2 protein-coding genes are annotated in these 14,149 nt (G+C 60.0%); both read left to right on the top strand.

Going from position 1 to position 14,149, the window contains the following annotated elements; translation table 11 throughout:
• Positions 1–89: 89 nt before the first annotated feature.
• Complete coding sequence (locus tag CHB79_RS05580) at positions 90–10,301, top strand: non-ribosomal peptide synthetase (protein ID WP_089359138.1); 10,212 nt, start codon at positions 90–92, stop codon at positions 10,299–10,301.
• On the top strand, positions 10,298–14,149 hold the full coding sequence (locus CHB79_RS05585) for a non-ribosomal peptide synthetase (protein ID WP_089359139.1): 3,852 nt from the start codon (positions 10,298–10,300) through the stop codon (positions 14,147–14,149). The genes CHB79_RS05580 and CHB79_RS05585 overlap by 4 nt, the downstream gene beginning before the upstream one ends.

Raw genomic sequence — 14,149 nt, forward strand, 5'->3', positions numbered from 1 at the left:
ACGAGCACCCGCGATGCCACTGCCTGGCTGTCGCGGGTCTTGAACCGAACTCACTAAGTTTTCCTAGCCTTTGAAACGGATCAGCAAGCATGAACAATATTGAAGACATCTACTCGCTTTCACCCACCCAGCATGGCCTGCTGTTCCACAGCGTGGCCCAGCCTGAGTCGCGGGTGTATTACCAACAGCTGAGCCTGGAAATGAATGGCCCCCTGCAATTGAGCGCGTTTCGTGGCGCCTGGCAGGCGTTGATCAAACGCCACGCCTTATTGCGCAGCGCCTTTCTCTGGGAAGACCTGGACGACGCCTATCAGGTGGTGCAGCAAGAAGTGGCATTGCCCTTGACCGAGCGGGACTGGCAAGACCGTGTCGAGCCACAGGGCGCGCTTGAACAGTTGGCGCTGGAACAACGTGCACAAGCTCTGGAGCTCAATGATGCACCGCTGATGCGTGTCTGCCTGGTGCGCCTGGCCCCTGAACGCTGGCACCTGATCTGGACCTTCCATCACATCCTAATGGACGGCTGGAGCGTGGATATTGCTGTTCAGGAATGGCTTGCGCTGTATTACGAACAGGCCCATGCACGCCCCGCCAACCTGCCAGCAACCCGTCCTTACCGTGATTACATCGCCTGGCTGGCGGAACAAGACATGACCGCCACCGAAGGCTTCTGGCGCGATCAGTTGCAGGAGGTCAGCGAACCGACCCCGCTGCCCAACTTCGCCGAACGCCAGGCTGCTCCTGTCGGGGCGCCCTTCGCTGAACGTGAAAGCCTGCTGACCGCCAGCGAAACCGAGCAATTGTCACAGTTCGCCCGCGCCAATGACCTAACCATCAATACCTTGATCCAAGGTGCCTGGGCGCTTCTACTCGGTCAACACGCAGGCCGTGACGAAGTGGTTTACGGCGTCACTGTTGCCGGTCGTCCCGAGAACCTGGCTGCTGTAGACAGCACTGTCGGGCTGTTTATCAATACCCTGCCGTTGCGCGTGCAATGGGCTGACGGCACGACCTTGGTGAACTGGCTGCAGCACTTGCAGCAAACCAACAGCGACTTGCGTCACCACGCTTACCTGCCGCTGGGCAAACTCAAGGCGATGACCGGCATTGCCGCTGAACAGGCGCTGTTCGACTCGATCCTGGTGTTCGAGAATTTCCCGGTCACCGACGCGCTCAATCAAGACACCGGCGGATTGAGTTTCACTGCCCCGAGAAGCGACCAACAAGACGACGGCATCAGGCTCACCCAAGGCCGCAACCATTTCCCGCTGTCGCTGATCGTTGTGCCGGACAAACAACTGCACTATCTGATCAGCTACAACCGTTCACGCTTCAGCGATGCCGAAGTCGCGGTGCTCTCTGCCCAGTTACGCGACATCCTGTTGGCAATGACGGCGCAAGCGCAATGCCCGGTCAACGAACTGCAGTGGCTCAGCCCTGAAGAGTCTCAGCACCTGATCGCGCAAGGGCGCGGCGTGCAACTGCCAGTGCCTGAAGTCTGCCTGCATCAGCGTTTCGAACAGCAGGCAACGGCTCACCCCGAACAGATTGCAATCCGTGACAGCAAGGTGGCGCTGACCTACGCAGAGCTGAACCAGCAAGCCAACCGCCTCAGCCACTACCTGCGCGCACAGGGCATCAGCCATGGCAGCGTTGTAGCCCTTGCTCTGGAACGCAGCACCGAGTTTGTTATTGCCCTGCTTGCAACCTTGAAGGCCGGTGCGGCCTATCTGCCGCTGGATATCAAACAACCCGCCGGACGTTTGGCTGATGTTCTGAATGACAGCCGCGCCGCGCTGCTGATCGGTGCGGCGCCATCGCCCTTGCTCAAGGGGCTCGCCGAGCACACCGCGGTGCTATGGCTGGCGGAACAGGCGCAGGTCATCGCCACGCAGCCAGCTACCCCGCCCGCAGTCACGCACAGTCCGAGCGATGCTGCTTATGTGATCTACACCTCAGGTTCAACCGGAACGCCCAAGGGCGTAGTGGTTGAGCATCAGTCCATCCTTAATTACCTGACGGCGGTGCAAACCGTCCTCAACCCGCCAGCAGCAGCCCGTTATGGCTTGCTGTCCAGTGTCGCCGCAGACCTTGGCCACACTCAATTGTTCGGCGCCCTTTGCAGTGGCGCCAGCCTGTTGCTGGTGGATGAGGACATCGGCTTCAATCCGCTGGCACTGGCTGACTTGTTCGATCAGCACCCTGTTGATGTGTTGAAGATCACCCCAAGTCATATGGCCGGGTTGCTGCAGGCGCTTCCCGATGCACGCCTGCTGCCCCGCGTTCTGCTGGTCTTTGGTGGCGATGCACTCAGCCCGGCGCTGCTGGAACAAGTCAACCATCTGGCGCCGGAGCTCAAGGTGTTCAACCACTATGGGCCGAGCGAAGCGACAGTCGGGGCTACTGCCACCGAACTGAGCGCAGGCCAGCGCAGCATTGCCCTCGGTCGTCCGCTGCCGAACCGGCAACTGCGAGTGGTCGATGGCAACGGGCATCCGGTACCAACCGGGGTGTCTGGCGAGTTGCTCATCAAGGGTGCTCTGGCCCGCGGTTACCTGCACCGGCCTGACCTTACCGACGAACGTTTCCAACTGGATCAGGACCAGCAACGCTGGTACCGAACTGGTGACCGCGTGCGCTGGCAGGTGGACGGACAGCTGGGGTTTATCGGTCGGGTCGACAGCCAGGTCAAGATCCGTGGCAACCGCTTGGAACTCGGTGAAGTCGAAGCACAGATCAAGCGCCTGTCGCCGCTGATCGAGCAGGCGCTGGTACGCGCCGTGGAGCTGGACGGCAGCCTGCGACTGGTGGCCTATCTGGTCGCCAGCCAGTCAATTTCAGCCACCAAACTGCGCAATGATCTCAGCGCACGCATGCCCGATTACATGGTACCTGCGCACTTCATTACCCTTGACGAGTTGCCGCTTAACCGCAACGGCAAGGTCGATGTTCAGCGCCTGCCGATGCCGCAACAACCGACGGATGACAGCGCCACACATGTGGCGCCGCGCAATCAAGTTGAGACGCTGCTGGCGGATATCTGGCAGGAAGTGCTCAAACGTGAACGAATTGGCGTGCATGACAACTTTTTCACCCTCGGCGGCGATTCGATCCTCAATTTGCAAATCATCGCCCGTGCCAACCAGCAGGGACTCAAGCTCACCCCGAGCCAGTTATTCGAAAACCGTACCATCGCTGATATCGCCCGGGTTCTAGGTGCCGATGCCTCTCACGCAGTAACTGAAAATGCTGCCGACGGCTACGACTTGCCATTGGGCGCAGGTCAACTGGCGCGCTTGCAGCAAGGTCCGCTGGACGCCACCTGGCGTTGTGTCGCGCTCAGTCAAGCCATTGACAGCCAACTGCTGGGCCAGGCAATCGCCGCCTTGCAACAGCATCATCAAGCACTGCGTCTGGCACTCAAGGCCTTGCCGGACGGTGAATGGCAGCAGCAAGTACTGGTCTCCCCTCCGGCCCCGGTCGTCGAGCACCAGAACCTTACCAACTGCAACCAAGCGCGCTTGCAGGCCATGGCTCAGGCAGGTGTCGACGCCCTTGATCTGGCGCGTGGGCAAACACTGCATGCCTGCCTGCTAGAGAATGACGGCAAACACTATGTGCTGCTGGCTGCTCATCCTCTGATTCTGGACGAAGCGTCCTGGCCGCTGCTGCTCACCGATCTCAATCTGGCGCTGGGCCAACTGCTCTATCAGCGCCCAGTGCGGCTGTCCTATGCCGGTGGCGACTTCACCCAGTGGACCCGCCACCAGCACAGCTATGCCCAAGGCGATACGCTGGATGAGGTCTGGGAGCACTGGCTGCAATACGCAGGCATGGACACCGTGCAATTGCCTGACAGCCAACAGCCGGTCACTCTGATTGAAGAAAAGCTTCCAGCCAGTATCTCAGCCGACATCAAGCGTTTGGGCGAAGTGCTGCATCTGGACTGGAACTGTTTGCTGGCCAGCGCTGTAGTTGAACATTGCCAAGCGCAATGCGGCGCGGGTCTGGTCGCATTGAATATTCAGGGCGACCGCCCGGCAGCAGAGCAACTGCCTGTTCACGCCCCGATTGCCTTGGCCGATCTCGATCCGGCACGCATTCTCGGCCCGCTGGAGCTGGCAGTCCCCTACTTCCTCCAGTCCCAAGGCGACAGCTTGCTGCAACGCTTACAAGCATTGGCCGGGCAACTACGCAGCTACCCGCAACATGGCGCTGACTATGGTGTATTGCGTTACCTCTCCGACAATACGTATCTTCAGGAACCGCTGGGCGAGCTGCCAAACGCCTTAGTCAGCATTCGCTGGCGGGGTAACCGCGACAGCCATCGCGAACAACGTGGCATGCTGGCGCAGGTCGAGGCCGCAAGCCAGCCGACCGCCCCAAGCAGCCCGTTGACTCTGGACGCCCACTGGCAGGACGGTTGCTTGCATCTGCGCGGTGAAGGCACGCTCGCCACCAGTTGGATGCCCTGCCTTGTGCAACAGCTGGCCGAACTGGCCGGGCTCCTTGCTGAACCCGAGTTGCGACCCGCAAGCCATGCCTTCCCGCTTTGCCATAAACAGGCGGCAACCTTGGCTTGCGAAGCGCTGGACTGGTCGAACATTGAAGATGTCTATCCCTTGTCTTCCATGCAACAAGGCATGTTGCTGCACACTCTGTTGCAACCCCACAGTGGCATCTATCTAATGCAACAACGCTACAGTTGGGACGGTGTGCTACAACGCCCGGCCATGGAAGCCGCCTGGCAACTGTTTCTCAAGCGCCATCCGATGATGCGCACCGCCTTCTGGTGGCAGGACGATCACGAACCGCTGCAGTGCGTGTACCGCGAGACCGCTCAGGCGTTCGACTGGCAAGACCTGCGCCACCTCGATGACGAGCAACAGCAGCTGGCGATGGATCAGGCGCTGGAAGCGCAACGCCTGCAAGGTTTCGACATGGCTTGCGCACCCTTGACCCATCTGCGGGTGTTCCAGCTCGACGAACGCCGTTTTGCCGTGGTGCGCAGCTTCCACCACATTCTGACTGACGCCTGGTGCTTCGGCCTGCTGATGGAAGACCTGTTGGCGATTTATCAAGCAATAGTGCGTCAGGAGCCCGTGGCCCGTCCGCTGCTGCGTTCGTTCCATGGCTACATGAGCTGGCTGGAACGCCATGACATGGCTGCCGCTCACGCCTTCTGGCAGGCGCAAATGGCAGGGTTCAGCGAACCGACGCCACTGCATGTAGACAGCCCGCTGAACCGCCAAGAACAGGCTCCTGAACAGGTCGGCGATCTCGATCAGACCCTGAGCATCAGCCAGACTCAGCGTTTGCAGCAGCTGTGCCAGACCTACCAACTGACGCCCAACACCTGGATTCAAGGCGCCTGGGCGTTGCTGCTGTCGCGCTACAGTGGCAACCGCGATGTGCTGTTCGGCGTCACCGTGGCCGGTCGTCCCACTGATCTGGCGGGCGTTGAAGAAATGGTCGGCCTGTTCATCAACAGCCTACCCCTGCGTATCGATGTCGACCCACAAGCGAAGGTGGCCGACTGGCTACAGGCGCTGTTGTCGCACAATGCCCAATTGCGCGAACACGAAAGCGCATCCCTGGTGGATATCCAGCGCTACAGCGATGTACCGCGCGGCCAGCAGTTATTCGACAGCCTGGTGGTATTCGAAAACGCCCCGCTGGACATCAGCAGCGTGCAGTTGGATGCCTTTAGCATCGACATCTATGAAGATCGGGTGCACACCAACTTCCCGATGACGGTGGTGCTCTATCCGGGTGACCGGCTGGGCATTCGCTTGTCCTACGACAGCCAGCGTTTCACCCGCGATACCGTGCAGCGGATGCTCGGCCATCTGGTGCAATTGCTGTCGGCCATGCTCGATCAGCCCGATGCCCAACTGGGCTGTTTGCATATGCTCCCCGAAATGGAGCGCCAGGCGTTGCAGGTCGAATGGAACAACAGCGCCGTCGACTTCCCGCTGGAACGGGGTTATGCCGCGCTTTTCGCCGATCAGGTACGCAACCGCGCACATCACATTGCCGCCGTATGCCAGGGGCAATCCCTGACCTATGCTGAACTGGATCGCCGCGCCAACAATATCGCCCATGCGCTGCAAGCAGCCGGTGCAGGCCCTGAAACATTGGTGGCGTTGTTTGCCGAACGCGGCCTGGCCTTGTTAACCATGATGATCGCCACGCTCAAGGTCGGCGCTGCCTTCCAGGCGCTGGATATCCAGCAACCGGCGACCCGTCTGGCGGAGCTGCTTGATCTGGGTGAAGCGCCGCTGTTGTTGGTCTGCGAGCAGGCGGCCCCGACGCTGGATCAGGTTCTGCCACAGATGCGCAAGCAGCCCAACTGCTTGAATGTACAAGCACTGTGGCAAAGCAACGAGCAACCGCCAGTTACCTACTCACATAAGCCTGATCAACTGGCCTATGTGATCTTCACTTCGGGTTCCACTGGCACGCCCAAGGGGGTGATGGTCGAACAGCGCGGCATGCTCAACAACATGTTCGGCAAAGTGCCAAGCCTGGGCTTGAGCGAAGACGATCGTATCGCCCAGACCGCTTCGCCAGCGTTCGATATCAGTGTCTGGCAGTTCCTCGCAGCACCGCTGTTTGGCGCCACGGTGCACATCCTGCCCGACACCCAGGCCCATGATCCGCTTGCCTTGCTAGATGCCGTGGAAGAACAGCACCTTACACTGCTGGAAACCGTGCCTGCCCTGATTCGCGGCATGCTCCAGGAAAACCGTCCGCAACATCGTCTGGCCAGCCTGCGCTGGTTGTTGCCAACCGGCGAGGCACTGCCACCGGCACTGGCACGGGACTGGCTTGCACGTTTTCCGTCAACCCCGATGATGAATGCCTATGGCCCGGCAGAGTGTTCGGATGACGTTGCCTTCCACCCGATCACCCAGCCGCCCGCCGATGATTGCCTGCATATGCCTATTGGCCGTCCGACCGCCAACAATCAGGTGTTCGTCCTCGACTCGGCGCTACGACTCGTGCCTGTGAGTGTGCCCGGCGAACTGTGCATAGGTGGTGTCGGCGTGGGCCGTGGTTATCTACGCGACCCAGAGCGCACCCGCGAGGCCTTTGTTCCCCACCCGTTCGAGCCGCAGGCACGCTTGTATCGCAGCGGTGACATTGGTCGCATGCGCGCCGATGGTGTGATCGAATACCTTGGTCGTCGCGACCAGCAAGTGAAGATCCGTGGTTACCGCATCGAGTTGGGCGAAATCGAAAACCGGCTGATGCAGCATCCTGCGGTTGACAGCGCGGCGGTATTGGCACTGCCCGACGCACGTGGCGCCTTGCAACTGGTGGCTTGGTATGTGCTCGACAGCACCGCCGATCTGGGCGGTGAGTCAGCGCAGCAGCTACTCAGTGCTTATTTGGGCAAGCAATTGGCAAGCTATATGGTTCCGGCCCGTTGGCTGGAACTGGCCCAGTTGCCGCTGAACGCCAACGGCAAGGTCGACCGCCGCGCCCTTTCCGCTCTCGGCGTGCCCCAGACCGAGCAAGGTCTGGAACTGTGCATGGCTCCGCGCACAGCCACTGAACAGGTACTGGCTGAACTCTGGCAGGAAATCCTTGGCTTGGACAAAGTCGGCGTGCACGACGATTTCTTCGCCATTGGTGGCCATTCGTTGCTGGCAACCCAAGTCCTGTCACGTATCCGCCGCAGGCTGGACGTCAAGCTGCCGCTGCGCACTCTGTTTGAACGCGGCACTCTGGAACAGCTGGCCGAAGCGGTCGATCAACAACGTAACGCCCAGACTGAGGCCGATGGCGAGAGCGAAATTGTCCTCGCGCCGCGCAACCAGCCGCTGCCACTGTCCTACAGCCAGCAACGGCTGTGGTTCCTCGACCGATTCGAAGGCCCGAGTGCGGCCTACAACATGAGCGCTGTCACCAGATTGCGCGGCGCGCTGGACATCGCGGCATTGCAACGCGCGTTGCAACTGGTACTCGAGCGTCACGAATCATTGCGTACCGCTTTCCAACTCAATGGCGACCAGCCTTGCCAGGTGATTAACCCGACGCCAGTGATTGACCTGACGCCTACCGAGCTGGCCCACCTTCAGGGCGAAGAGCAGCTACAAAGCCTTCAGCGCCTGATCGATGAAGCGTCTGCCCGCCCGTTCGATTTGCAACAGGCTCCGATGTTGCGTGCCAGTCTGTTATGTCTGGGCACGGATGATCATGTGTTGCAGTTGGTACTTCATCACATCGCGACCGATGCCTGGTCCATGGGCATTCTGATGCAGGAACTGATCGCCGGGTATCAAGCCTTCACTCAGGGCACGACACCAACCCTTGCACCGCTACCCGTTCAGTACGCCGACTACGCCTGTTGGCAACGCAGCGAAGCACAGCAGCGGTTGCTGGCACACGCTATCGACTACTGGCGTCGCCAGCTCGACGGCGCGCCGACCTTGATCCCACTGCCGCTGGACAACCCGCGTCCGGCACGCCCTGATTATCAGGGCGCCGCGCTTGAGCAGCATTTCACCCCGGCTCAGACTCAGGCCCTCAAGGGCTATGCCCAGCAGCAGCGGGCAACCTTGTTTATGGTCTTGCTCAATGCCTTCAACAGTCTGTTGCAGCGCGTCACCGGCAGCCACGACTTTATCGTCGGTACCGATCTGGCCAACCGCGAGCACCCTGCTCTGGAAAACCTGATCGGTTTCTTCGTCAATGTGTTGCCAATTCGGGCCCGCATGAGCGAGGGCGAACACTTCACCACGCGTCTGCAACGCTTGCGTGATGACTGCCTGTCAGCCTTCCAGCATCAGCAAGTGCCGTTCGACAAGCTGGTTGAGGAGCTGCAACCGCCGCGCACGCCGGGGGTTAATCCGCTGGTTCAGGTGCTGTTTGTCATGCAGAACACACCGGGTTCCAGCGCCAGCCTGCCGGGGCTTGAGGTTGAAGAACAACTGATGCCGGGCCAGCAAAGCAGCAAGTTCGATCTGGCTGTGTTTGTCGAAGAGAACCCGGATCAAAGCCTGAATGTGCGCTGGGTCTATCGCACAAGCGTCTTGACCGCGCCCACCATCAGCCGCCTTGAGCAAGGTTTCGCCAGCTTGCTGGAATGCATCCTTGCGGCGCCCGAGCAAGCACTGGATCAGTGGTCGTGGCAGCTGCCCAGAACCACTGACAGCACAGCAGTCGCCCAGCCTGACTCACCGGGCAACGACGTGGCGGCACGCAGCGCGCGCAAGCAGTCAAAATTGAGCAAGCTCAAGCAAACCCGTGCCACAGCCGTCAGCCAGGTTGCGCACGAACAGGTACGCACCCGCACCTTGGGTCATGGGCAAGCCTTGCCACTGGTAATCGAGCCATTGCTTGCTGAATTGGACCCTGTGCACTGGGCGTTGCAAGCCCGCGGGTGGATCAACCAACAACTGCTCAACCACGGAGGCTTGCTGTTCCGCGGATTCAACCTGCCAAATGCCGCTGCCTTCGAGCAGTTCGCCCAAGCCATAGAGCCAGACCTCTACGGGACTTACGGTGATCTGCCGAAAAACAGCTCCGGCAAGAATATCTACCATTCAACCCCGTACCCGGAACAGCACATGATTCTCTTCCACAACGAGAGCTCGCACTTGCCGCAATGGCCACGCAAGCAGTGGTTCTATTGTGAAACGCCAGCCCCGCGTGGCGGCTGCACCCCCATTGTCGATTGCCGCGAAGTGTTGGCGCGCCTGCCAGAGGATATTGTCACTCGCCTCAAGGCCCAGGGCCTGCTTTACGTAAGGCATTTCACCGACAAGCTGGACGTGCGCTGGCAAGACTTTTTCAAGACCGAGCAACGCGAGGAAGTAGAACGCCAATGCCAGAACTCAGGCATGCAGTGGGAGTGGCTGGGGCCCGACAATCTGCGCATTGCCCAGCACTGCCCGGCGATCATCGAACATCCGGAGACCGGTCAATTGTCATTCTTCAATCAGGTGCAACTGCACCACTCTTCATGCCTTGAACCTGAGGTGCGCAGCAATCTGATCAATCTGTTCGGCCTCGGCAACTTGCCGCGCAACGTGTATTACGGCGATGGCAGCGTCATCGAAGATCAGGTGATGGACGTCATTGGTGCAGCCTACGAGGACTGTGCAGTGCGTTTTGACTGGCACAAGGGCGATATGGTCATGCTCGACAACATGTTGGTAGCCCATGCCCGGGACCCATTTGAAGGCGAGCGCAAAATCTGTGTTGCCATGGGCCAAATGATGAATCGCGAGCAACTGGCGAGCAGCCAAGCCGCAGCCAAGCCATTGACAGGCACGGAGGTGCAGGCATGACTGTATTTGAGCAACCTGAACACGCCTTCGCCCTGTCGCCGCAGCAGCGCAGCCAGTGGTTGGCGGGGCTGGCTCCGGTGCGTCTGGAACTGGAAATTAGCGGTGCGCTGGAGTTGGAGCACTTGCACGAACGGCTCGCCGCCCTGAGCGCTTGCCACGAGGCCCTGCGCTTGCGTGTTCGTCCGGAACCGGGATTGCTGATGCCTTTGCAGGTTGTTGAACCGGCCTCTGCAACTGGCCTTATTGACGTTGAGGTGCAATCGCTGGCTGCTGATCTGCACAGGGTTACGCTGCAATTGCCAGCCCTGAGCGCCGATCGCGGGACTTTGCTGCGTTTGGCGCGGGCACTGGCTGCAACGGATGCACCGGCAGCCGACGATGAAGCCATGACTTATACCCAATACAGTGCCTGGCTCCATGAACTGCAAGCCGATGAAGACGCCGAACACGGCCGCAGAGTCTGGGCCAGCCAAACACTGGACGAACCGGTCGGCAGCGAACTGCTCTATCGTCAGCTGCGCACCGACCAGACCGACAGCCCGGTAATCACCAGCCTGATCGCTAACACGCAATTGACTGCAGCACTGGATAATTATTGCCAGGGTCAGGACGTCTCGGCCGAACAGGTGCTGATGACCGCCTGGAGTATGCTGTTGCAGCGGCTGAGCACCGGCGACACCCCGGCCCTGACATTGAACTGGGTTCACGATTGTCGTGACGACTATGAAGAGCTCGAAGATTGCTGGGGACTGTTCGCCAAGGCCCTGCCCTTGCGCTGGCAAGCTGCATCTGACAACACACTCGCCCAAGCGATTGCGAAGATGCAGGAACTTTGCGAGCAAGCCTGCGAATGGCAGGAATACTGTGGCGTAAACACTGGTTTGCCAGCCAGCGCTGCGCAGTATGGATTCCAGTGGGGAGCACGGTTGCCCAAGCCGCTCTATACACTCGGCAATGCCGCATCACGGATGAAAGTGCTGGCCGTTCAAGCCATTCCTCCGAGCATTGAACTGCTTCTGACCGCAGAAAGCATCGATTGCGAAAATAACGCCAACGGCTATCGCCTGAATCTGTGCCATATGCCGAGCCGCTACAGCGAACAAGCGGCCTTGATCCTGCTGGAACAATTTCAGTCGCTGTTGCTCGACGCTCTGGCTAACCCAGACAAGAGGCTGGCCGATCTGTCGTTGCAGGCGCCGAGTTTTGCTGCGACATTGGATGCGCTTCAACCTGCGCCGGAAGCTGTTGCGCAGCCCTTTATCAGTGTACCCACGCGCTTCAGCCTGAGTGCCGAACAAACTGCAGAGCGCGTGGCGTTGCGCGACCAGAACCAACACCTGAACTACGCCGAACTGCACAGCCGCAGTAACCAACTGGCGCATTACCTGCGGGCCCAAGGTGTAGGCCGCGAAGACCGCGTGGCCCTGTACCTGGATCGATCGGCGCAGATGGTTCTGGCTATGCTAGCCGTACTCAAAAGCGGCGCGGCCTTCGTTCCGCTGGATGTTCAACAACCTGCGCAGCGCTCCCTCGCAATACTGCAACAGGCGCAGCCGGTCTTTGTACTCAGTGGCGCAGCTGGCAGCGCACCAACGCTACCTTCGGCGGGCAGCCTTGACCTGCGGGATGCAGCCGCATGGCAGCAGAGCCCAATGACCGCTGTAGACATTGAAATCCAGCCGCAAGACGCTGCCTATGTGCTGTTCACCTCAGGCAGTACCGGCACGCCAAAGGGCGTAATAGTCGAGCACGGCCAACTTGCCAGTTATGTTCAGAGTGTGTCCCGGCGGCTGCAACTGTTGCCGGGCGAGCGCAGTGCGCTAGTTACTTCGCTGGCGGCAGACCTGGGCTACACATTGCTGTTCCCGGCGCTGCTCAGCGCTGGCGAGTTACACCTGCTGGACAAGAAAACCGCCATGGACGCCAAGGCGTGGGCAGCCTGGCAGGCACAGTATCCAATTGATCACCTGAAAGTCGTGCCATCGCTGCTAGGCGCCTGGTTAAACCACGCTCAAAGTGCAGCGCTTTTGCCACGCAAGCAGTTGATCCTCGGTGGCGAGACTTGCTCGCAACGCTTGTTACGAAGCATTCGCGATCTTGCACCGGAGCTGACGATCTTCAATCATTATGGGCCGACTGAAACCACTGTCGGGGTGGTGATGCACAAGGCTGATCCGGCCTGCGACTATCGCCGCTTGCCCCTGAGCGATCGTCTAGATGGCATGCGTCTGTATCTGCTCGATGACCAGCAAGCACTGGCTGCTCCCGGACAAAACGCCGAGCTTTATATCGCAGGCCCGCAACTGGCGCGTGGCTATCTGGATACAGAACAAAATGCCGACCGCTTTATCGAGCTTGCGCAGTTTCCTGGCGAACGCCTCTATCGCACCGGCGATATGGCACGTTACCGGCATGACGCCAGCCTGGAAATCACTGGCCGTGCCGACCGGCAGGTGAAAATTCGTGGTTTTCGGGTGGAACTCGACGAGATCCAGACGCAGTTGGCCAGCCTCCCCGGTGTGGTCCAGGCTGCGGTTGAATGTCTGCCAAGGGGCGAACTTGGCCAACAGCTGTTTGCCTTCCTGACCCTGCAGCACGGGCATTCGGTGACAGTTGCACAACTTCATGGCCAAGCTCAGGATCGTCTGCCGGATTACATGCTGCCAAGCCTGCGCATCGTCGAAACGCTGCCTCTTATGGCCAACGGCAAGCTCGACCGCAAAACCTTGCAGCAATGGGCTGACAAAGTGCTCGACACAGTCGGCGGCACCTTACCGCGCACGCCGCTTGAAGCACTGTTGGCAGAGGTATGGGCGCAAGTGCTGGGGCTGGAACGGCTTGGAATCGACGATGATTTCTTTGCCCTCGGTGGCCACTCCTTGGCAGCCGTGACACTGGCCAGTCGCTTGCAGACGGCGCTGTCGGCACCGGTGACGGTCAACGCGGTGTTTACCGCGCCCAGCGTTGCAGCCTTTGCGGAGCTGGTACAGGCGCAGCTCAAGCTCTCGCCACTGGTCAGGTTGTCGGCGCCCGATGCTGTTGCGAGCGATGCCAACCTGTTCTGCTTCCATCCCTCAACCGGTCATGTGCAAGATTACCGCACACTGCCAAACCTGCTACCAACCTGGAACCTATGGGGCTTGCAAGCGGCTTATCTGGCCCAGGACAGCGCCACACTCGACGGTGATATCGAAAGCCTGTGCTCGGTTTATGTCGAGCACCTGCGCCAGCAGCAACCCCATGGTCCCTATTATCTGCTGGGCTTCTCACTCGGCGGGCTGCTGGCGATTCGCGCAGCCGCGCAGCTGGAAAGTCAGGGCGAACAAGTAGCTTTCCTTGGCATCATCGACTCTCAATACCAACGAGCAGCCGTGGAAGATAGCGTCGAGGCGCTGCTGGAGTCGGCGGCCCAAGCGCTGACCACGGACAGCCAAGTCCTGCTGCGCCAGTTGCCGCCGCCTGTCATGGAGGTCTTGATGGAACGACTCAATGCCTTATCCCCATCGACACGGCTGCCGGAACTGGTCCAATGGGCCCGCCAGCAAGGTCTGCAACTGGATGGCGACAGTTGGGAACACCTGCAGACACGGCTGCGCTACCAACAACATACGCAGCATCTGCTGGCGACTTTCCAGCCTCCGCAGCTAAGCTGCCCGGTGCATGTCTGGTGGGCCAGCGACACCCTGGCCGATAATGACTTCGCCGACCCGCATTGGCAGCGCCTGAGCAGCGGAGCCGTGTCCTGTGAAGTCATTGAAGCCCAACACCTGAACATCCTTGAACAACACAGCCTACAGCAGCAACTGGTTGCGCGCCTTGAAGCCACCGCCACTGACGGAGCAGCTTGA

This window comes from Pseudomonas segetis, from assembly GCF_900188155.1.
Classification (GTDB): Bacteria; Pseudomonadota; Gammaproteobacteria; order Pseudomonadales; family Pseudomonadaceae; genus Aquipseudomonas; species Aquipseudomonas segetis.

Excerpts from the sequence above, each read along its gene's own strand:
- CHB79_RS05585 (WP_089359139.1), top strand. The coding sequence starts at position 10,298 with ATGACTGTATTTGAGCAACCTGAACACGCCTTCGCCCTGTCGCCGCAG.
- CHB79_RS05580 (WP_089359138.1), top strand. The coding sequence starts at position 90 with ATGAACAATATTGAAGACATCTACTCGCTTTCACCCACCCAGCATGGC.